Source organism: Sphingobium sp. TomMM15, assembly GCF_055397045.1.
In genome coordinates this window covers 2,278,717-2,299,213 of sequence record NZ_AP027314.1, presented here as the reverse complement: position 1 = coordinate 2,299,213, position 20,497 = coordinate 2,278,717, and the positions used below count along the sequence as shown (strand labels likewise).

Annotated in this window: 17 protein-coding genes; 5 read left to right on the top strand and 12 right to left on the bottom strand. The window is 62.5% G+C overall.

The features are described 5' to 3' along the window. From ACZ51H_RS11445 to ACZ51H_RS11420, 6 genes are all read right to left on the bottom strand, one after another. Entirely contained in the window at positions 1 to 189 is a 189-nt protein-coding gene (locus ACZ51H_RS11445; protein ID WP_464801899.1) for a helix-turn-helix domain-containing protein, read from the bottom strand. Positions 190 to 245: 56 nt separating this feature from the next. Continuing rightward, complete coding sequence (locus tag ACZ51H_RS11440; RefSeq protein ID WP_464801898.1) at positions 246 to 986, bottom strand: hypothetical protein; 741 nt, start codon at positions 984 to 986, stop codon at positions 246 to 248. Between the two features lie 158 nt (positions 987 to 1,144). Then, positions 1,145 to 1,468, bottom strand: coding sequence for a hypothetical protein (locus tag ACZ51H_RS11435; RefSeq protein WP_464801897.1), 324 nt, complete (start codon positions 1,466 to 1,468; stop codon positions 1,145 to 1,147). Next, positions 1,468 to 1,752 (bottom strand): hypothetical protein, encoded by a 285-nt coding sequence (locus tag ACZ51H_RS11430; RefSeq protein ID WP_464801896.1) that lies wholly within the window; start codon positions 1,750 to 1,752, stop codon positions 1,468 to 1,470. The genes ACZ51H_RS11435 and ACZ51H_RS11430 overlap by 1 nt, the downstream gene beginning before the upstream one ends. A gap of 92 nt (positions 1,753 to 1,844) precedes the next feature. Next, positions 1,845 to 3,095, bottom strand: a complete 1,251-nt coding sequence (locus tag ACZ51H_RS11425; RefSeq protein ID WP_464801895.1) for a tyrosine-type recombinase/integrase — start codon at positions 3,093 to 3,095, stop codon at positions 1,845 to 1,847. 259 nt (positions 3,096 to 3,354) lie between these two features. Next, entirely contained in the window at positions 3,355 to 4,335 is a 981-nt protein-coding gene (locus ACZ51H_RS11420) for a polysaccharide deacetylase family protein (protein ID WP_464801894.1), read from the bottom strand. 102 nt (positions 4,336 to 4,437) lie between these two features. Between ACZ51H_RS11420 and cofE the strand changes: the two genes are divergently transcribed. From cofE to cofC, 3 genes are read left to right on the top strand one after another with little or no spacing between them, the layout of a single operon-like run. Beyond that, on the top strand, positions 4,438 to 5,193 hold the full coding sequence (cofE, locus tag ACZ51H_RS11415) for a coenzyme F420-0:L-glutamate ligase (RefSeq protein ID WP_464801893.1): 756 nt from the start codon (positions 4,438 to 4,440) through the stop codon (positions 5,191 to 5,193). Beyond that, positions 5,190 to 6,122 carry a 2-phospho-L-lactate transferase gene (gene cofD, locus ACZ51H_RS11410; RefSeq protein ID WP_464801892.1) on the top strand — a complete coding sequence of 311 codons (933 nt, stop codon included), beginning with the start codon at positions 5,190 to 5,192 and terminating at the stop codon, positions 6,120 to 6,122. Before cofE ends, cofD begins: the two co-directional genes overlap by 4 nt. 42 nt (positions 6,123 to 6,164) lie before the next feature. Further along, positions 6,165 to 6,704: a 2-phospho-L-lactate guanylyltransferase gene (cofC, locus tag ACZ51H_RS11405; protein ID WP_464801891.1), complete on the top strand. Its 540-nt coding sequence runs from the start codon at positions 6,165 to 6,167 to the stop codon at positions 6,702 to 6,704. 12 nt (positions 6,705 to 6,716) lie between these two features. On the opposite strand, the gene ACZ51H_RS11400 is transcribed toward cofC, so the two are convergent. Beyond that, positions 6,717 to 8,978, bottom strand: coding sequence for an NADP-dependent malic enzyme (locus ACZ51H_RS11400; RefSeq protein ID WP_464771578.1), 2,262 nt, complete (start codon positions 8,976 to 8,978; stop codon positions 6,717 to 6,719). A gap of 127 nt (positions 8,979 to 9,105) precedes the next feature. Here ACZ51H_RS11400 and mutS point away from each other — a divergent pair, with 127 nt between their 5' ends. Both mutS and ACZ51H_RS11390 read left to right on the top strand, forming a co-directional pair. Next, entirely contained in the window at positions 9,106 to 11,751 is a 2,646-nt protein-coding gene (mutS, locus tag ACZ51H_RS11395; protein WP_464801890.1) for a DNA mismatch repair protein MutS, read from the top strand. A 15-nt stretch (positions 11,752 to 11,766) separates the two neighbouring features. After that, on the top strand, positions 11,767 to 14,529 hold the full coding sequence (locus tag ACZ51H_RS11390) for a [protein-PII] uridylyltransferase (RefSeq protein ID WP_464801889.1): 2,763 nt from the start codon (positions 11,767 to 11,769) through the stop codon (positions 14,527 to 14,529). Between the two features lie 2 nt (positions 14,530 to 14,531). Here the strand turns inward: ACZ51H_RS11390 and ACZ51H_RS11385 are convergent, their stop codons facing one another. The 5 genes from ACZ51H_RS11385 to ACZ51H_RS11365 all read right to left on the bottom strand — a co-directional run bounded on the left by ACZ51H_RS11385 (position 14,532) and on the right by ACZ51H_RS11365 (position 20,399). Then, positions 14,532 to 15,032, bottom strand: a complete 501-nt coding sequence (locus tag ACZ51H_RS11385; RefSeq protein ID WP_464801888.1) for a L,D-transpeptidase family protein — start codon at positions 15,030 to 15,032, stop codon at positions 14,532 to 14,534. Continuing rightward, entirely contained in the window at positions 15,029 to 16,087 is a 1,059-nt protein-coding gene (gene ribA / locus ACZ51H_RS11380) for a GTP cyclohydrolase II (protein WP_464801887.1), read from the bottom strand. Before ribA ends, ACZ51H_RS11385 begins: the two co-directional genes overlap by 4 nt. 13 nt (positions 16,088 to 16,100) lie before the next feature. Continuing rightward, on the bottom strand, positions 16,101 to 16,898 hold the full coding sequence (locus ACZ51H_RS11375; protein ID WP_464801886.1) for an exodeoxyribonuclease III: 798 nt from the start codon (positions 16,896 to 16,898) through the stop codon (positions 16,101 to 16,103). A 268-nt stretch (positions 16,899 to 17,166) separates the two neighbouring features. Further along, positions 17,167 to 17,805, bottom strand: coding sequence for a LolA family protein (locus ACZ51H_RS11370; protein ID WP_464801885.1), 639 nt, complete (start codon positions 17,803 to 17,805; stop codon positions 17,167 to 17,169). 266 nt (positions 17,806 to 18,071) lie between these two features. Then, positions 18,072 to 20,399, bottom strand: coding sequence for an FtsK/SpoIIIE family DNA translocase (locus ACZ51H_RS11365; RefSeq protein WP_464801884.1), 2,328 nt, complete (start codon positions 20,397 to 20,399; stop codon positions 18,072 to 18,074). Positions 20,400 to 20,497: the final 98 nt, after the last annotated feature.

Below are 20,497 nucleotides of genomic sequence, written 5' to 3'. Positions count from 1 at the left end.
TTACACCTCCCCCGCGATCAGCGCATGCAGCGCCTCGGCTGGAATGATCGTCCTGCCGCCGACGCGAACAGCGCGCAGGCGGCCAGCCGAAATGTGATTATAGATTGTGGTCCTGCCCAAGCTGGACGCTCGGCAGGCTTCCCGAATGCTGTAAGCGATCTTCGGGGGATCGTGCTTGATGGACTGCATGACAAATGTTCCCACAAGGCTGGCGCTGGATTGCGCCGAACGATGTGGGACAGGGGTCAGCTTTCCTTGGTCGGAGAAACACCGGGGGTTTTCGAGATTCCTCCTTCGCCCCCGCCGAATGGCAACTTTTGGTCGTTGAACATCCGCACCATGATCGGGAAAGCATTACCAGCGCCGAACTTTTCTGCCGCGCTAACAAACCAGCCATACGCTAACCGCGCGTGGCTTACCGCCGGATGATCCTTTGCTTCTTGGCTAACCACTTCGCGCGCAGTCTCCAATTGCGCGCGTGTAACGGTTCCGAACCATCGGCCTTTCATTTGTCGGGCAGCGTCGGCCAGCTTATCGGGTTGTGGTCTATCGTCGCCTTCATGGACGCGTAGCCAGCCCTCTGCCATGGCTGCTAGGATGCCGGTCCGTTCATGGTCTGCAAGTGTGGCTTTGGGCCGCCCGCCCCGCGCCCGTTGCGCAAACATCAGGTCTAACGAATTGTTTTCCCGCTCTGCTAATGCCGCGACGGGGCGCATTAGGGGGGCAAGCGTTGCATTAGCGAAGCCTTGGGCGGTCAAATAATCAGCAATGGCAAGTAATGCATGGGCAACGGCGTCGCGTTGATCTTGCAAATCGTCGCTTTCGTATAGCTCGGCATCATCGACTAGCTGGGAGTGCAGCTTGTCCAAAGCGGCGACACGTCGCCCGGATGGCCGCTGGCGCATATAGCGATCCCGCCGGGTTAGCCGCGTCGCCTCCGCAAGCTCGGCCTCGGTCGGCCTCCGAAAAGGTGACTTATCATCCATGCCGCCTCCCAAGCGGATCCCAAAGATGAAGCGGGGAAGCGCGTGGGAAGCGCGCTTGTCGGATGGCCGTCCTATCCCCGCAGTAGGTTATGCCGGTTTTGTCAGTTTTGTCAGTAGGTAGCAGGGGCAATCCCAGCATTTACCCCGCCGCCCTGTGCCTAGATCAGCACCGGATTTGTTTCACTGACCGGCGCGCACTGATCGACGCCGGAGTGCCGACAAAGCCCGTAGTATGCCTCGTCCATTTCATCATCCTCGCGATCTCTATAGCCCCACCGCATATCTGCCGGGCAAGGCGCTCCGGTTTGATTGGTCCTTTCAAGCCACGCGGGGTCATCGCAATCGTCCTCCTCCCGGTCGCTGCACTCCTCCAGATCGGGGTCGCCGTCGAGGGCATCAAGCAACGCAATCAGGCGCTCAATCTCATCCTCAATTGTCTCGCGGCTGGGCAAGGTAGGGCGGAATTTCGCATGGACGCCCATTATGCAGCCTGCCCCCTCATCTGGTGCAGCGCGTTGAACAAGCTCTTGTCAGCTTTGTGTAGGCGGTCGGTCAGTTCACTCAGCAGAACTTGCGCATTCTGTGCCTCGCTGGGCAGATCATTATTCCGCGTCCAGGCACGAATTTGGTCAAGAAAATTATCAATCGCCGCCGTGAGGGCCAGCGCGACCTCCATGTCGCAGATCGCGCTTTCAAGCTCGTCGGTGTTGATGGAACCAGCGGGATTGGCGTGGGCAGATTCCGCCTTTAGTTTAACAGCAGCCATGATGATCTCCTTGGGATCGGTGTGGTTAGGGCCGGCAAAGGGATGGTCCCCGATGCTGGCCCGCTTTCATTGGACAGAATGCCCGGTGAATTTTATCCGGCTTCGGCCTTGCGGATAGGAGTGACATTGCCACCAGCCGCGCCGCCGCTGGCGCAATAGGTCGCCCAATCAGTCATGAGCCGCCGCCGCTTGTCGAACAGGTCGCCGCGCCGATAGGCCCGCTCCACCTTGTTTTCGATGGTATGCGCCAAGGCCATTTCAGCAACCTCATGGGCATAGCCCGTGCATTCGGCGGACCAATCCCGGAAGCCTGAACGGAAACCGTGCACGGTCACGTCAACTTTCATCCGGCGCAGCAGCATGGTCATGGCCATGCCCGACATTGCCCCGCCCTTGATCGCCGGGAACAGCCATTCCTTGCCGAGTGCTTGCGTGACCTCCAAAATCTCCACCGCACGGGGCGAGAGGGGCACGCGGTGTTCCTTGCCCGCCTTCATGCGGCTGGCCGGGATGGTCCAGATCGCCTTGCCCAGATCGACCTCATCCCATTGCGCGCCAATCACTTCCCCGGTGCGGGCGGCGGTCAGGATCGTAAATTCCAGAGCCAAGGCCGCGACGGCTTCCCGGTTGTGCAATGCGCCCACGAAAGGAGGGATCGCCTCGTAAGGCATGGCCTTGTGATGGCCGCGCGTGAGCCGGGACCGGGCGGGCAGGATTTGCGCGATATGACCGCGCCAACGGGCAGGATTTTCACCTTCGCGGTATCCCCGCGCCTTCGCGGCATCGAGGATAGTTTCCATGCGTCCGCGCACCCGGCTGGCAGTCTCGGCTTTGTCCTTCCAGATCGGCTCCAGGATTTTCAGGACATGAGCGGTGCCAACCTCGGCAATGGGCAAATCCCCGATCACCGGATAGACATAGCTGGCCAGCGTATTCTTCCATTGCTGCCGGTGCTTGTCGTTCCGCCAGCTTCCCTCGTTCGTGGCGATATAGGTTTCCGCCACAGCCTTGAAGCTCATTCCGGCCACTTGTGCCGCCTGAGCCGCCGCAAGAGCCTCAGCGGCTTCCCGCTGGCGCTCCTCAAGGGGGTCGGTCCCAGCCTTCACCTTGAGCCGCAATGCCGATGCCAAATCGCGAGCAGTCGACAACGCGATGGCATCCGCGCCAGCCGCAGGGCCAAGGCCAATGTCTCGCGTCTTGCCATTGAGCATGAAGCGATAGACCCACGACTTCGCTCCGCTGTCCTTCACCAGCAACCGCAATCCGCCGCCGTCGACATGGCTCCCCGGCTTGGCGTTCTTCACCGCCAACGGAGTAAGCGCATTGCTGAGCTTCTTAGGCATTGTGGCTCCATATCAGGGAACCGAACCTGCTAGAGCCTTGCCGGATTGGCGGAAGTGGCAGGCGTTCCCCTAAACGCTCCCCATTAATAGCGCGGTTTTAGGGGAACGCAATGGGACACATGCGGACACTCGTTACCTACGCCTTTGCTAAATGCCGCTATTTTAGCCGATATTTTGGAGGAATCGGAACTCTATCGGACAGCAGTTTAGCGGACTCCGTCTCCGCCACCTTTCCGTAAAATCCCTCCGCCGCCGCTGTTCAGGACGGTATGAAGCGGCGTTCGTAGCGCCAGCTGGCCCATAGCTGCTGAACCATCCGGCTGGTGGTGCGAAGACGGTTGGGCGGGACGCGGCTGTGCGAGGAGTTCGCCTTTGTCTCCAGGCTGGGCGGCAGGTCATGTAAGCCGCAGACACTAAGGCCCGTCAGCTTCGCGGCCTCCCGGCAGAGAGCGGTGAACCGACGCATCACTGCATGATTGGGACGTTGGCGGTCGCGGGTCAGCATTTCGAAGCTGTGCGTGACGACGACGAACGCGGCGTGCCGCTCGCGCACCGCGTGATGCAGCCCGGTGCGCATCTCTTTCGTCGACATCGCGCAGATTTGCGCAGGGCGAAAGCTGCCGGGCCGGTCGGTGATGCCCGAAACGGGAAGCTCACAGACATCGAAGCTGCTCGTGGGAGCGACCTGATCGCGCGCGCCGCTGATGCGGCAACCATAGCGATGATAGGCGGGGTTTACGCTGCTGTCCCACGTCACGCCGACATGAGCGAGGGCGCGCAGCGTATCGTCATTGGCACCGAAATTGCCTGCTCGAAAGGCCATGGGCACAGGCGCTCCGGCTTCCTCCAGCCATTGCCTGCCCAAGCGCAGCAAAGTAATCTGATCATTCATTGAGAAGTCACCGATATTGCGGCCCAGCCTCCCTTGGACAGGGGAGTGGCGCGCCCAGCGGAGCCATTCGCTGTGAACGTGCAGTTGCACCTCGTGCCCCCGGTCCACGATTGAGGTGACGATGGGCTTCAAAAACTCGGTTCCATAAACCAGCGCGGGCATCGGATCGACGAAGAACACGCCTTTGAGGCCATGCCTTTCCAGCTCCGCCATCTGCCAGCCGATGCCATAGGCTTGGCCCCGAGACTCCGCCCAGATGGACAGGCGGATATTATCCTCCAGGCTTATTCCCCGCTCGTGAAGCAGTGACGATAATTCTGTGTCCACGGTGATCAGCAGGGCAGTCATTGCCAAAGCCCCTACCCCATCCATGTTAAGGAGCCGTAACGCCGCCCTGATTATGGCGACAGGGCGGCTACCCACCGGACCAGTCGCGCGCTACAGCGCCTTATGATCTCGATTCACCCGCTGACCGGCATGGCTGAAATTTGTGCCGGTGACGATTTGGCCGCGCTGTTGAGAGACGCTTTGAAAGTGGCAGGGCTCTGGCCGTTGCTGGACGGCGACGTGCTGGTCATCACGCAGAAGATATTGTCCAAGGCGGAAGGTCGCATGGTCGATCTTGCCCAGGTCGAGCCGACGCCGGAGGCTCTGGAACTGGCGACAATCACCAAAAAGGACCCGCGCCTTGTCGAGCTTGTGCTGCGGGAAAGCGTCGCCGTCGTCCGTGCCGTGCCCCACATATTGATCACTCGTCACAGGCTGGGCCATGTCATGGCCAATAGCGGCATAGACCGGTCGAATATCGGCCCGGGCGGCCCGGAACGGGCGTTGCTGTTGCCCCTCGATCCTGATCGCTCAGCTGCCGCGATCAGCCATGCCCTTACCGACGGCGGGATCGCGCCTGCGGTGGTGATATCCGACAGCTTCGGGCGGCCATGGCGCTACGGGGTGGTCGGCGTTGCCATAGGCGCGGCACGTTTGCCTGCGCTGATCGACCGAAGGGGAGACAGGGACAGGGATGGCCGCCGCCTGGAAGTGACGCAGATCGCCTTGGCTGACCAGATTGCGACCGCCGCCGCATTGGTCACAGGCGAAGGGGCTGAAGGCATTCCAGCCGTGCTGATGCGTGGATTGCGGTTACCCATGGGTGATGCGCCTGCAACGGCGCTTGTCCGGCCGCTGGAGGAGGATCTGTTTCGATGAGCCGTATCGTGGCGCTGACTGGTGGCGTGGGCGGCGCCAAGCTGGTGCTGGGCCTCATGCGCATTTGCCCGCCAGAACAGATTACCGCCATCGTGAATACGGGCGACGATTTCCGGCACTTCGGGCTCACCATCTCTCCTGACATCGACACCCTTCTCTACACCCTGTCCGGTAAGGCCAATGCAGCACAGGGGTGGGGCCGGGAAGGCGAGAGCTGGAGCTTCATGGACGCCCTCAAATCCTTGGGCGGCGAAGATTGGTTTCTGCTGGGCGATGGCGACCTGGCGCTGCATGTGCTGCGATCTCATCTGCTGGAGCGGGGAGAGACGCTGAGCGCGATTACGGCCCGCTTCGCTGCTGCATGGGGGCTGGACCTTACCATCCTGCCGATGAGCGATGACCCGGTTGCGACGCATCTCAACACCAGCGAAGGCGACATGCCCTTCCAGCGCTATTTCGTCGAACGCCGCTGCGCGCCAGAGGTGCGGGCCATTCGTTTCGAAGGCGCAGAGCGCGCTATACCGGCGGCAGGCGTGATCGAAGCGATCACCGCCCCTGACACACGGGCCATTGTGATAGCGCCTTCCAACCCCTGGCTGAGCGTCGATCCGATCCTTGCGGTGCCTGGCATCCGGGAAGCATTGGTCTCCGCTCGCGCGCCGGTTGTTGCGGTGTCGCCGATCGTCGGGGGCCAGGCGGTCAAGGGACCCACCGCCAAGTTGATGCAGGAGTTGGGCCTGACCGTGACCAATAAAAGCATCGCGGCCCATTATGCCGATGTGATCGACGGGCTTCTGATCGACGAACGCGACGACGCCTCTGACATTTCGATCCCACACGACGTTTGCGACACGCTGATGAAGACGCTGGAGGACCGGGAAAGAGTTGCGCGCGCCGCCCTGGCGCTGGCGGACCGGATCGCCAGCTGAACCGTGCGCTGCTGGATCGTCATCCCAGTCAAGGCGCCGCAATTGTGCAAGACGCGGCTATCCCCTGTGCTTGGCGAGGATGAGAGGCGAAGGCTGGTGGCGACGATGCTGCGCCAGACCGTTTCCGCCGCTCAAACCGTTGCAGGGCGGGAGCAGGTTTTATTGCTGGGGCCGTCGCGGCATGATCTGGCAGAGGATATTCCGCTACTTGCTGACCCGGGACGCGGCTTGAACGCAGCCCTGATGAGTGCGCGAGACGCGGCGATCGGGGAAGGGGTCGACCGGCTGTTGATATTGTCGGCGGACCTTCCTTTGATCGGGCCTGATGATGTGACGGCACTGCTGAACCTGCCGAGGGATAGCATCGCGGTCGCGCCCGATCATGCGGGCACGGGCACCAACGCGCTCTTACTACCCCTCCCCGGCGCGGCCGAGTTCCGCTTCCATTATGGAGAGGGCAGTTTTGCCGCGCATGAGGCCGAAGCGGACAGGCTCGGCCTGCTTTTTCGCAGCGTGCAACGACCCGGACTGGAACTCGATATCGATCGGCCGGAAGAGCTCGCGCTCTGGCGGCGGGGCTAGCCCGTCCCTGCCTTAGAGGGCCACCCCTGCCGAAGCGAGTACCGCCAGTGTGAGCAGTTCGGACGCATTTGAAGACATGGTCGCGATCTGCACGGACTTCTCCATGCCCACGAGCATCGGGCCGATCATCGTCGTGCCGCCCAGTTCGCGCAACAGTTTCGCCGAGATGTTGGCTGATTGCAGGCCGGGCATGACCAGGATGTTGGCCGGGCCGGACAGGCGGCTGAAGGGATAATTTTTCATGACGGCGGGATTAAGCGCCGCATCCGCCGTCATTTCCCCCTCATATTCGAAATCGACGTCACGGCCATCGAGAACCTTCAGCGCATCGCGGACATTTTCCAGATGGCCGCCTGGCGGGTTGCCGAAGTTGGAATAGGACAGGAAGGCGACGCGCGGGTCATGACCCATGCGCCGTGCGACCGCGACAGTGCCCTCGGCGATGTCGGCCAGCTCGCTGGCGGAGGGCCGTTCATTGACGGTGGTGTCGGCCAGGAACACCGTCTTGTCCTTCGACACCATGATATGGATGCCAAAGGCAGTGCGCCCCACCACCGGGTCCATGACGCGCTTCACCTCGCGCAGAGTCTGGGCGAAGGGCCGCGTCACGCCTGTGATCATCGCATCGGCATGGCCCATGCTGACAAGCAGGGTGCCGAAGATATTGCGATCGCGATTGACCATGCGTTCGCAATCGCGCCGCAGATGACCGCGCCGCTGCAAGCGGCTGTAGAGCGTATCCACCATCTCGGGGACCAGAGGCGAATTGACGCTGTTATGCAGTTCGAAACTTTCAGGATCGCGGACGCCAAGCGCCTTCAGCTTGTCATAGACTTCGTTTCGGCCGACGAGAACGGGAATGCCGTAGCCAAGATCACGGAACTGGATGGCGGCGCGCAGCACCACTTCCTCCTCCGCTTCGGCGAACACGACGCGCTTGGGATTGGCCTTGGCGACCTCATAGGCCATGGTGAGGACCGACGTCGTCGGGTTCAACCGGCCTTTGAGCGACTGGCGATAGGCCGCCATGTCGGCAATCGGTTTTTGCGCGACTCCGCTTTCCATCGCCGCCTGCGCGACCGCTACCGGAACAACCTCCATCAGACGCGGGTCGAACGGCGCCGGGATGATATAATCGGGACCGAAGCTGTGCGAACGGCCGTAAGCCTTGGCGACTTCCTCCGGCACCTGTTCCCGCGCCAGTTCAGCGATGGCGTGCGCCGCCGCCACTTTCATCGGTTCGTTGATGCCCGTTGCGCGCACGTCTAGAGCGCCCCGGAAAATGAAAGGGAAGCCCAGCACATTGTTGACCTGGTTGGGATAATCCGACCGGCCCGTAGCGACGATCGCATCCGGGCGAACTTCTAGAACCTCGGGAGGCGCGATTTCCGGGTCGGGATTGGCCATGGCGAAGATGATCGGCTTTTCCGCCATCGCCTTCACCATGTCCTGCGATACCGCTCCGGCAACGGACAAGCCGAGGAACACGTCAGCGCCCTTGATCGCTTCGCCCAGCGTGCGGGCGTCGGTCTTCACCGCATGCGCCGACTTCCACTGGTTCATACCCTCGGTACGGCCCTGGTAGATCACGCCCTTGCTGTCGCACATGATGACATTATCGTGTGAGACGCCGATCGCCTTGATCAGTTCGGTGCAAGAAATGGAGGCCGCGCCTGCGCCATTCACCACGACCTTCATGTCCTTAAGGTCGCGCCCGGTCAGCATCGCCGCATTGATGACGCCAGCGGCGGCGATGATCGCCGTCCCATGCTGGTCGTCGTGGAAAACCGGGATGTTCATCCGCTCTTTCAGCGTCTGTTCGATGATGAAGCATTCCGGCGCCTTGATATCTTCAAGGTTGATGCCGCCAAAGCTCGGCTCCATCAGTTCCACCGCATCGATGAACTTATCGACGTCCTCGGTCTTAAGCTCGATATCGATCGAGTCCACGTCGGCGAAGCGCTTGAAGAGCACTGCCTTGCCTTCCATCACCGGCTTCGATGCAAGAGCGCCCAGATTGCCAAGGCCAAGGATAGCCGTGCCGTTGGAAATGACCGCGACCAGATTGCCTTTGGCCGTATAGTCGTAGGCGGCCTGCGGATCGGCGGCGATGGCGCGCACCGGCACGGCGACGCCCGGCGAATAGGCAAGGCTGAGGTCACGCTGCGTCGCCATCGGTTTCGACGCGATGATTTCGATCTTGCCCGGCCTGCCAGTCGAATGGAAGAACAGCGCCTCGCGCTCGGAAAATTCCACACTCGACTTATCAGCCATGACGCATCCGCCCCTCTTTACCTAGTAAACAGGCCCTAGCGGCAAGCCCGACCTGTCGGCAAGCGCGAGCGGTACGTTTTTTCACGCCCTTTCCTGAACTGCCGCTTGCGGCTATCGCCTGACGGTCATGCACAGACCCAAGGAAAACGCCGCGACCCAGCCGACGCCGATGATGGCGCAATATCTGGCGTTGAAGGCTGAGGCGAAGGATTGCCTGCTCTTCTACCGCATGGGCGACTTCTTCGAGCTGTTCTTCGACGACGCAAAGGCCGCCGCAGCGACGCTGGACATCGCGCTCACCAGCCGGGGCGAACATGGCGGCGCGCCGATTCCCATGTGCGGCGTGCCCGTGCATAGCGCGGAAAATTATCTGGCCCGGCTGATCAAGGCGGGGCATCGGGTCGCCATCGCCGAACAGACCGAAACGCCCGCGGAGGCTAAGGCGCGCGGCAGCAAGGCGCTCGTGGCCCGCGCCATCGTGCGCTATGTCACGGCGGGCACGCTGACCGAGGAGACGCTGCTCGATTCCAGGCGCGACAACATGTTGGTGGCGCTGGCCCAGACGGGCGGCGACGGCGCAGGCGAAATTGGGATAGCCGCAGCCGACATTTCCACCGGGCGTTTCGAAACGCTGACGCTGCGGACAAGCGACCTGCCCGCCGAACTGGCGCGGCTGCGGCCGAGCGAAATCGTCGTGCCCGACGGGCTCGCCCTCGATCTGCCCGAGGCGCATCCGTTCGATCGTGCGGCATTTTCCAGCAATCGGGCCGAGTCAGCGCTCAAGCGGCTGTTTGGCGTGGCTACCCTCGACGGATTCGGCCAGTTCAGCCGGGCGGAGCTGGCCGCGATGGGCGGACTGGTCTCCTATCTCGATCATGCGGGCAAGGGCACCCTGCCCTTTCTGGCGCCCCCCGTTCGCAAGGCGAGCGGCGCCCATGTGGCGATCGACGCGGCCACCCGGGAAAGTTTGGAGATCAGCGCGACGATGAGCGGCGCGCGCGCGGGCAGCCTGTTGGGGGCGGTGGATCGGACGGTCACGGGCGCAGGCGCCCGGCTGCTGGCGCAGGACCTGTCGGCGCCGTTGATGGATCAAGGGCTGATCGAGGCCCGGCTGGGTCTGGTCCAGCTCCTCCATGATGACCCGCTACTACGCGACCAGTTGCGTGCCGCGTTGAGGGCTCTGCCCGACGTAGGGCGAGCACTCGGACGCATCGCCGTGGGCCGGGGCAGTCCACGCGATCTGGGACAGCTGCGCGACGGGCTCAACGAAGCGCGAATGCTCCGCGAAAGACTTGGGCGATTGCCTGATCAGCCACCGCTGCTCCAGCAACTGCTGCCAGCCCTCGATGGCCATGGGGCATTGGTGGACAGCCTTTCGCGGGCGCTGGTCCCCAGTCCGCCGACCGAGACGGCCAATGGCGGATATATTGCCGACGGCTACGATCCGGCTCTGGACGAGCTGCGGCGGATGGCAGGCGACGGACGGCGGGCGATCGCTGCTCTGGAGGCTAGTTATCGCGAGCGCACCGGCATCGCGTCGCTGAAAATCCGGCATAACGGCGTGCTTGGCTATCATGTCGAAGTGCCCGCACGCGCCGCCGATCCGTTGATGCAGCCAGACAGCGGCTTCACGCATCGCCAGACGCTGGCGGGCGTGGTGCGATTCAATTCGGTCGACCTGCATGAACAGGCGGGGCGGGTGGCGCAGGCGGGTGCCCATGCGCTGGTAGCCGAGGCCGCGCATCTGGAGGATCTTGTCGAAGCCGCCCTGGCTCGCAAGGCAGAGATAGCGCTGGCCGCTGACGCGCTGGCCCGGCTGGACGTCGCAGCGGCGCTGGCGGAGCGCGCGGCCGAAGGAGGCTGGCAGCGGCCGCATTTCCTGCCCCCGGAGGGCGGCGAACCATGCCTTGAGATTATCGGCGGCCGACATCCGGTTGTCGAGGACGCGCTGCGGAAGGAAGGGCAGCCCTTCGTCGCCAACGATTGCTGCCTGGTTGCCGAAGATCGGCTCTGGCTGGTCACCGGCCCCAATATGGGCGGCAAATCCACCTTCCTGCGGCAGAATGCGCTGATCGTAATTCTCGCGCAGGCTGGCAGCTATGTCCCTGCTCAATCGGCGACGCTGACATTGGTCGATCGGTTGTTCAGTCGTGTGGGGGCATCGGACAACCTTGCGCGCGGGCGATCGACCTTCATGGTCGAAATGGTGGAAACCGCCGCTATCCTCTCACAGGCGACGGAACGCAGCTTCGTCATTCTGGATGAAGTTGGGCGCGGCACATCCACCTATGACGGTCTGGCCCTCGCCTGGGCGGTCGTCGAAGCGGTGCATGAGGTCAACCGCTGCCGGTGCCTGTTCGCGACGCACTATCATGAACTGACACGGCTGGCGGAGACTCTGTCGTCGCTATCCCTGCATCATGTGCGTGCCCGCGAGTGGAAAGGCGATCTCATCTTGCTTCATGAGGTCGCGGAAGGGCCAGCCGACCGTAGCTACGGACTCGCCGTTGCGCGCCTTGCCGGGCTGCCCCCGGCCGTTCTCAAGCGTGCCAAGGATGTTCTGACCAGACTGGAAGCGGGCCGGGCAAAGACCGGCGGCATCGCGGCGGGCCTAGACGACCTTCCCCTCTTCGCCGCCGCTGCGGCGCAGGAAGAGGAAGCGGTCGATGCCCTGCGCGCCGCGCTCGACATGATCGATGCCGATGCGCTTTCTCCGCGCGAGGCGCTGGAACAGCTTTATCGCTTGAAACAACTGGCCGCGGCCAGCAGCTGACACTAGACTGCGCCCATGGTCATGCAGTTTCCCTCCCTTGGCTCTCGCCGCTCCATCATCGACCGGCGCGCGATTTCCGACAGCATCAACACGCTGGCGCAGGAGCATAGGGGTGACCCAGCAAAACTGCGGGGGTTGGTGGTTCGCGAACTGAAGACGGCGCTCGATGCCGGACGCGTCGATGTCGCGAAGCGGTTGGAGGCCAAACCCACGCGCGGGCGCGAGGCCGTTACCGCCTTTGCGTTCCTGATCGACCAGATCCTGCGCCTGCTCTACGATGCGACGACGCATCATCTATATCCTGCCAGCAATCGCAGTACGGGCGAGCGCATCACCTTGATGGCCGTAGGCGGCTATGGCCGTGGCGAGATGGCGCCGCATAGCGATGTCGATATCGCCTTCATCACGCCATGGAAGCCCACCGGGTGGACCGAGCAGGTCATCGAATCCATGCTCTATTCGCTCTGGGACTTGGGCCTAAAGGTCGGGCATTCGAGCCGATCGATCGATGAGACCATGCGCATGGCCAAGGCGGATCTAACAGTGCGCACGGCACTGCTCGAAGCGCGTTATGTCTGGGGCGACCGGGCGCTGTACGAGGACACCGCCAAGCGGTTCGATGCTGAAGTGATGCAGGGGACGGCGCGCGCTTTCGTCACCGAAAAGCTGGTGGAGCGGGACGATCGGCACAAGCGCATGGGCGATAGCCGGTATGTCGTTGAACCCAATGTCAAGGAAGGCAAAGGGGGGCTGCGCGACCTCCACACGCTGTTCTGGATTGGCAAATATGTGAATCGGGTGAAGTCCGTCGCCGAACTGGTGGATGTGGGCCTGTTGACCGATCTGGAACTGCGGCAGTTTCAGAAGGCCGAGGATTTTCTTTGGGCCGTCCGATGCCACCTGCACATGATCACGGGGCGAGCGGAAGATCGCCTGACGTTCGATCTACAGCTGGAAACCGCCACGCGCATGCACTTTACGGGGCGGCAGGGCCGCTCTGGCGTGGAGCGCTTCATGCGCTATTATTTCCTGAACGCGAAAATCGTGGGCGACCTGACCGCGGTGTTCCTGGCGCATCTGGACGACCAGATGGCGGCGAAGGGGCGGCGCTATATTCCGTCCATATTCCGTCGGCCAAAGAAGCTGGACGGGTTCGTGCTCGACCGTGGTCGGCTCGCGCTGCCAAGCGACGACTTTTTCCAGCAGGACCCGGTGCGGTTGCTCGAAATTTTCGCGGTAGCCGATCGTCATGAATTGGGCATCCACCCAAGCGCCATGCGCACCGCCAGCCGGGACGCAGGTCTGATCACGGCAAAAATCCGCCGCGATGCTCGCGCCAACGCCGCTTTCATGGATGTGCTGACTTCGCCCCGTGATCCGGAAACGGTGCTGCGCTGGATGAATGAATCGACGGTGTTTGGCCGGTTCATTCCCGATTTCCGCCGCGTTGTGGCGCAGATGCAGTTCGATATGTATCACCATTATACGGTGGACGAGCATACCATCCGCGCAGTCGGGCTTCTGGCCCGCGTGGAAAAGGGCGCTCTGGTAGAAGACCACCCGTTGTCCACCGAGATCATGGGCAAATTGCTGTCGCGCCGGGTGCTCTATGTCGCGGTTCTGCTGCACGACATCGCAAAGGGCCGTGGCGGCGACCATAGCGTACTTGGCGCCGAGGTAGCCGACCATCTCTGCCCGCGCCTTGGCCTGACGCCGGCCGAAACGGAAACCGTCGCCTGGCTGGTGCGCCATCACCTGCTGATGTCGGCCACGGCGTTCAAGCGTGATCTGGCCGATTACAAGACGATCCTGGATTTCGTCGAGGTGGTGCAGAGCCCCGAGCGGCTTCGCCTGCTGCTCTGCCTCACCGTCGTGGACATCCGCGCCGTGGGTCCCGGCGTGTGGAATAGCTGGAAACGACAACTGCTGGGCGACCTTTATGAGGCTGCCGAGGAAGTGCTGCGGCTTGGCCACAAGCAAAAGGGGCGTGGCGAACGCGTCACCGCCAAGCAGGAATCACTGCGCAAGGCGCTCGGCTTGTCGAAGGCCGACTTCCAGAAGCTCAGCAAGCGTCTGCCCGAATCCTACTGGATCGCCGAGCCTGAGGACATCCTGATCCACAACGCGCAGCATATCCTGGCGTCAGCCGATTCGCCGCTGTCGATTGCCGCGCAATATTATCCGCAGCGCGGCGCCACGCTTGTCACCGTCTATGCCGCTGACCATCCGGGCCTATTCTACCGGATTGCCGGAGCGATCCATCTGGCGGGCGGCAATATCATCGATGCGCGTATCCACACCACGCGCGACGGCGTCGCCATCGACAACTTCCTGGTGCAGGACCCTTTGGGCGGCGCTTTCCATAGCCCGGAACAGCTGACCCGTATCCGCAATGCGATCGAGGATTCGCTGGCGAATCGTCATCGCATGATCACGAAGCTGGAAGCGCGCCCCCTGCCCCGCACCCGCGCCGAAGCGTTCCGGATCGAACCCAATGTGCTGATCGACAACAAGGCGTCCAATCGGTTCACGGTGATCGAGGTAAATGCTCGAGACCGCCCCGCCCTGCTCTTCAGCCTTGCCAACGCGTTGTTCCAGTCGAAGGTCACTGTGCACAGCGCCCATGTCGCCACCTATGGCGAACGCGCGGTCGATACGTTTTACGTGACCGACCTTTTGGGCGGCAAGATCGAGAGCAAGGCACGCATCCAGACGCTGGAGCGGCGGCTGCTTGAAGCTGCTGGCGATCAGGTCGATGAGGCTCTTGAGCAGGCCTGAGCCTAAACTATCTCCACAACGTCGCCGGCAGCCAGCAGCGGCAGCAGTTTCAACATGTCGCCACGGTCGATAGCAATACAGCCCGCCGTAGGACGCCCTTCGGACAGGTGGAGGAAGATCGCACTGCCCTGCCCTGGCACAGGCGGCGCGTCATTATGTCCCAGCACGACGATCACATCATAGGCATCATCGCCGCGCAGGAGCGATTCCGCCGAAAAGCGCCGTGGCAGATGGACCGGCCGGTTGTAGGCGGGATCGGCAGGGTCGTCGGACCAGCCATCACCTTCCCTCACCCACCGCCATGGAAGCCGGATTGCGGCAGGCTCCGCCCTTCCCGGCCGCAGCAGAACGCCCCGCAGCGGCCAGGCCCCTAGCGGCGTGCAGCCGTCTCCCTCCCGCTTATCGGTCGCCGCGCACACGCCGCCCCGGCCCAGCGTGCATGGGATGTCCAGCGTGCCTAACCGCAACCGCCCGGCGGCGCTGTCCACGCGAATTGTGGTCACAGCTGGTGCCCGGTACGATCGCGTTTGGTCGCCAGATATTGTTCATTGTGCGGGTTGGCGGGCAGTATGATGGGCAGGCGTTCAGCCACCTTGATACCCGCGCCTTCAAGCCCCTCCACCTTCTTGGGATTGTTGGTGAGCAGCCGCACCTCTTGGATGCCCAGCAGCTTGAGCATGCGCGCCGCGACCGAGAAATCACGCGCGTCAATGGCAAAGCCAAGGCGGACATTCGCATCGACGGTGTCGAAACCCTGATCCTGCAAGGCATAGGCGCGCAATTTGTTGATGAGGCCAATCCCCCGGCCTTCCTGCCGAAGATAAAGCAACACGCCCCAGCGGGAGTCGGCGATCCGGTGCAGCGCCTCATGCAATTGAGGCCCGCAATCGCATTTTAGGCTGCCCAGCACGTCCCCGGTCAGGCATTCGCTGTGCAGCCTGATGACCGGCGGCGAGGAATCCCGCGTCCCGACGATCAGGGCGACATGCTCCCGTGGCTCATCCGGACTGCGAAAGGCAATGATCTCGGCGGTCTCGCAGGCTGACACCGGCAGCCGCGCGCGCGTCGCTATGGCAAGGTGAGCGGCGTCGTCATAAGCGTCGATGTCATCGGCACTGACCTCGGCCTCGCTCTCTCCCTCCGATCCCAAAAAGAAAGCAGGCAGGATACCCGCCAGCCGGGCGAGCTTGAGCGTCGCCTTTGCCGCCAGCGGCGCGGCAAGGGGTTTGGCCGCAAACGGTCCCTTCAGCGGTGATGAGAGGTCCAGTACCGGGTCGGCGATCGCGGTAGCAACATCGCCATCGATCCACGGCGCGCGGGCGATCAGCACGGGCATGTCGGGATCAGCCGCTGCCAGTTGGTTGGCGAGCTTCAACGTCTCGCCACGGGCAGCTGCTATCAATATGTCGGCTTTGCCCGTTGGATCGAAAGTCTTCAGCGTCACCGCATCCGCGCCCTCGACCGCCATGACGCGTATGGCGCCGTCAGTCGCACGAACGGTAACCGCCCAACCACGGCGCAGAGCGTCAATCGCGCGGGCGGCGGCGCGCCCGTTCATGGCAGACGGTCCATCAGAAGGCGAACTCCGTGATGATCGGGACATGATCCGATGGCTTGGTCCAGCTGCGCGCCGGTTCGACAACACGGTGCCCGATCGCCTTTGCCGCGACATCCTGCGTCATCCACATATGGTCCAGCCGCCGCCCACGATCCGATTCCGCCCAATCCCGCGCGCGATAGCTCCACCAGGTATAAAGCCGCTCCGGAGCGGGAAAGAACTGGCGGCCGATATCGATCCAATTGTTCGATTCCTGCAACCGGGCCAGCAGTTCGCATTCGATCGCCGTATGGCTGACGACATTGAGCAGCTGCTTATGGCTCCACACATCGCATTCCATGGGCGCGATGTTGAAATCGCCAGTGAGGATCGTCGGCTTGTCCTCAAGCTGGGAGGACCATTCGATCATGCGCTCAATGAAATCGAGCTTCTGACCGAACTTCGGATTGACTGTCCGGTCGGGAATATCGCCTCCGGCAGGGACATAGACATTTTCTATCCGCACGCCGTTGTCCAAACGGACGCCGACATGACGCGCTTCGCCATTGGCCTGCCAATCGAACCGGTCATCCTCATGAATGGGCACTTTACTCATGATCGCCACGCCATGATGCATGCGCTGGCCATTCAGCACCTGATGAACATAGCCCAGACGCCGGAACATGTCGGTGGGGAATATGTCATTCACCACCTTCGTCTCCTGAAGGCAAAGAAGGTCAGGCGCCTCTTCGGTCAGGAAACGTTCGACGATGTCTATCCGGGCGCGGACGCTGTTGATGTTCCAGGATGCGATGCTCAGTGTTTTCGGCATGCTGATCCCCTAAGGGCCTGCGAACGGCTTCGCAAGCTTGGCTCTGCGCCGACCTGCCGCTGGCAAAGTAAGACCCCCGCTCCGGGGGCATGGAACGGGGGTCTCGATCGCGCCCTTGAAGCGCTTTGCGGCGGGAGCTGCGTTCCGAGTAACAGGGGGGAAATCCCGGACTTCGTCTCGCGCCGTGGAGTTCTTATTAGGGTTCCGGATATGAGCCGAAGATGAACAAGATTCAGGTGAGCACCATCCATCTCACGCCAGGCCCGTTTCACCCCCCGGCTACGCGACCCTTCGGGCGCGGGTCTGTCCAACGAAAGGCGGAATTCGCAACCGGGACGCCATAACGCTGGTTCGACAAGCGCACGCTAGTGCGGTTATTCTGAGAATCGAGCGCTACCCATCCGTAAAGCTGAAGACCTGCCGGCCCGGCAGGATCCCGTTCAAAGATCATCGTGATGGTCCCGAATTCCGGCCGCTTGGGATCGCGTGCCTGAACGCTGATCACCTTCGGATCCCCGGTCTGGATCAACTTGCCAAAGCGGGACAGGTCCTTTTTCGGATCGAGCAAGGCGCCCAAGGGCGAGCTGCCGATGGGCCAGCGCTGTACCTGCCGGACTTCATAGTCGATCATGGTCAAGGCCTTGCCGTCGCCGACGATCAGCAGCGGTACACCCTTTTGATACTGAAACCGCACCTTGCCGGGCTGCTTGATCGTCAGTTTGCCCGTCAGGGTTTGACTGGCGCGGTCGGTCTGCACGAAATCGGCCGTCATCGTGGTGACTCCGCGAATATAGGCATTTACCCGGTCCATGCCGTCCGGCGACTGCTGCGCGGCAACAGGCGCGGCAGGAACGAACAACGGTGCGGCGGCCAGGGCCAGGGCGAGTGGCGCAAACAAGCGCTTCATGCATTCTTCTCCGCTTTGTTGAGAGGTCAAGGAGTAGCGATCAGGCGTTGAACCCATTGTGAACTGATGCGTTCCTGATCTCCGAACCCTGCATGGGCCGCTTTGCAGCCGTGGGGTAGCTCGCCCGGCGAACAAAAAAAAGGCTGGTCCGAAGACCAGCCGGAAAGTTTTAGGAGAGGATGCCTGAAAGGCCCGCTCTTATTGAACGGCGCTGATCCTTTTCGCAAATGCATACAGGTCCGGCTCGATTGCGTTTGACGCAACAGTCATAGCGGATTGCCATTTTCGTCGCGCAATACCTCACGTCGGCCGACATGGTTCGGAGGGCCGACCAGCCCTTCTTCTTCCATCCGCTCAATGAGGCGCGCGGCCGAATTATAGCCAACGCGGAGCTGACGCTGCAGCCAACTGGTCGAAGCCTTCTGATTTTCAAACACCAGCTGACATGCCTTGCGGAACAGCTGCGCATCGGGGCTGTCGTCGCCCAGATCCACGCCGTCTAGCGCGAAGCTGCCTTCTTCCGGTTCTTCGGTCACGGCCGAGATATAATCCGGCTGCCCTTGTGCCCGCCAGTGGTCGGCGACCACGCGCACCTCGTCATCGGACACGAAGGGACCATGGACGCGCATCAGGCCCTTGCCGCCGTGCATGTAGAGCATATCGCCTTTGCCCAGCAGCTGTTCGGCACCCTGCTCACCCAGGATCGTTCGGCTGTCGATCTTGGAAGTGACGAAGAAGCTGATCCGGGTCGGAAGGTTCGCCTTGATGACGCCGGTGATGACATCAACGGATGGGCGCTGCGTCGCGAGGATCAGGTGGATGCCCGCCGCGCGCGCCTTTTGCGCCAGGCGCTGGATCAGGAACTCGACTTCCTTGCCAGCCGTCATCATCAGGTCGGCGAGTTCGTCCACCACCACCACGATCTGTGGCAGCGGCTGGAAGTCGAGCTGTTCTTCCTCATAGATGGGCTTGCCGGTTTCCGGGTCATAGCCCGTCTGCACCCGGCGGCCGAGCGGCTTGCCCTTGGCTTTCGCTGCCCGAACCTTCTCATTATAGTTGGCGAGGTTGCGGACGGAGATGGACGCCATCATGCGATAGCGGTCCTCCATCTGCTCCACCGCCCATTTGAGGGCGCGGATCGCCTTCGCAGGCTCGGTCACGACCGGGGACAACAGATGCGGGATGTCGTCATAGGTCGACAGTTCCAGCATCTTGGGATCGATCATGATCAGGCGCAGCTGGTCCGGCGTCATGCGGTAGAGCAACGACAGGATCATGGCGTTGAGGCCGACGGATTTACCCGAGCCGGTCGTGCCCGCAATGAGCAGGTGGGGCATCGGAGCTAAATCGGCGATGATCGGCTCGCCTGAGATATTCTTGCCCAGGATGATCGGCAGAGTCGCATCCTGCACGAACTGTTCGGAGGTTATCAGTTCGCGGAAGGAAACGCCCTCCCGGTTGGCGTTGGGCAGTTCGATGCCGATGACCGTCCGGCCGGGAATGGTCGCGACGCGGGCGGATAGAGCCGACATGTTGCGGGCGATGTCGTCGGCCAGAGCAATGACGCGGCTCGCCTTGATGCCGGGGGCGGGCTCCAGTTCGTACATCGTGACGACCGGGCCGGGGCGTACTTCGACGATGTTTCCCTTCACATGGAAGTCGTCGAGCACGGATTCGAGCAGGCGGGCGTTACGTTCGAGCGCGGCCTTGTCGATCTTCTGCGCCTGACTAGCCGGGATCGGATTGAGCAGGTCGGCCGAGGGCAGCGAACTGTGGCCGAACAGGTCATCCTGCGACACTGGCGCCATCTGTCGCTGGGCGGGCGCGGGTTTCGGAGTCTGGATGGTGATCGGCGGCTTCGGCTCGTTGGACACGGCGCGGCGGGGAGCGATGACGCGTTCTGCCGCTTCGTCGTCGTCATCTTGCGCGTCGGCAGTAACGCTCCCGCCGCCCGCGAAAGCGAGGGCCGGTTTGGGAAGGCTGAGACGCGGCAAGGTGGGACGGCGCAGGGCGAGGATCGGCTTTTCCAGCGCAAGGCTGCGATACCAGGTGAAGAAACCGGCGAGCAGCATCAGCACCACGAGAATGCCGGTGATCCAGCCTTGGGCAGCTGGCGCGGCGGACGTCAGGCTGCGTACGCCGTTAGCGGTGGCCAGGCCGATGAGGCCGCCCCAGCCCGAAGGCAGATCGATCAGCGAGTCAGGCTGGAACATCGCCAGCGCGATGCCGATGAGGATGATACCGAGGAAGCATTTGCCAAACTGCCCTTTCCACCCGGTCATGTCCTGATCACCCCAAAGCCGACGGGCGGTGATTGCAAGCAGCGGAAGGACAAGCGCGACGGGCACGCCGAGCAGGGTGAAGAGGAAGGCGGAGATCCAGGCGCCGGGCCAGCCCATGATATTTTGGACCTGATTGTCGGCGACGGTCATCATTGACGGGTCGCTCAGGCGGAAGCTGAGCAGCGCGAGCGCAAGGAACAGGGTCGCCAGCATCAGCGCGATCGCGCTGATGAGCGCGCCGCTGCGGATGAGGCTGCGTTTCAGCATTTCGCGCCATTCCGGCGTGCGCTTGGCTCCGCGGCTGACAGCCATGGCTTTCAAATGTCCCCCAAATGTTCCGTTCCGGCACAATGCGCCGAGCGGGGAGTCCGCGTCAAGAGTCCGGCGGTTCGGCTGGTCGTGGGAAAGTC

What these genes read in the sequence shown, in the direction of transcription:
- cofE (WP_464801893.1), top strand. Translation starts at nt 4,438, where the DNA reads ATGATCTCGATTCACCCGCTGACCGGCATGGCTGAAATTTGTGCCGGT.
- ACZ51H_RS11430 (WP_464801896.1), bottom strand. Translation starts at nt 1,752, where the DNA reads ATGGCTGCTGTTAAACTAAAGGCGGAATCTGCCCACGCCAATCCCGCT.
- ACZ51H_RS11400 (WP_464771578.1), bottom strand. Translation starts at nt 8,978, where the DNA reads ATGGCTGATAAGTCGAGTGTGGAATTTTCCGAGCGCGAGGCGCTGTTC.
- ACZ51H_RS11440 (WP_464801898.1), bottom strand. Translation starts at nt 986, where the DNA reads ATGGATGATAAGTCACCTTTTCGGAGGCCGACCGAGGCCGAGCTTGCG.
- ACZ51H_RS11390 (WP_464801889.1), top strand. Translation starts at nt 11,767, where the DNA reads ATGGTCATGCAGTTTCCCTCCCTTGGCTCTCGCCGCTCCATCATCGAC.
- cofD (WP_464801892.1), top strand. Translation starts at nt 5,190, where the DNA reads ATGAGCCGTATCGTGGCGCTGACTGGTGGCGTGGGCGGCGCCAAGCTG.
- ACZ51H_RS11375 (WP_464801886.1), bottom strand. Translation starts at nt 16,898, where the DNA reads ATGCCGAAAACACTGAGCATCGCATCCTGGAACATCAACAGCGTCCGC.
- ACZ51H_RS11445 (WP_464801899.1), bottom strand. Translation starts at nt 189, where the DNA reads ATGCAGTCCATCAAGCACGATCCCCCGAAGATCGCTTACAGCATTCGG.
- ACZ51H_RS11420 (WP_464801894.1), bottom strand. Translation starts at nt 4,335, where the DNA reads ATGACTGCCCTGCTGATCACCGTGGACACAGAATTATCGTCACTGCTT.
- mutS (WP_464801890.1), top strand. Translation starts at nt 9,106, where the DNA reads ATGCACAGACCCAAGGAAAACGCCGCGACCCAGCCGACGCCGATGATG.
- ACZ51H_RS11435 (WP_464801897.1), bottom strand. Translation starts at nt 1,468, where the DNA reads ATGGGCGTCCATGCGAAATTCCGCCCTACCTTGCCCAGCCGCGAGACA.
- ACZ51H_RS11370 (WP_464801885.1), bottom strand. Translation starts at nt 17,805, where the DNA reads ATGAAGCGCTTGTTTGCGCCACTCGCCCTGGCCCTGGCCGCCGCACCG.
- ACZ51H_RS11365 (WP_464801884.1), bottom strand. Translation starts at nt 20,399, where the DNA reads ATGGCTGTCAGCCGCGGAGCCAAGCGCACGCCGGAATGGCGCGAAATG.
- ACZ51H_RS11425 (WP_464801895.1), bottom strand. Translation starts at nt 3,095, where the DNA reads ATGCCTAAGAAGCTCAGCAATGCGCTTACTCCGTTGGCGGTGAAGAAC.
- ribA (WP_464801887.1), bottom strand. Translation starts at nt 16,087, where the DNA reads ATGAACGGGCGCGCCGCCGCCCGCGCGATTGACGCTCTGCGCCGTGGT.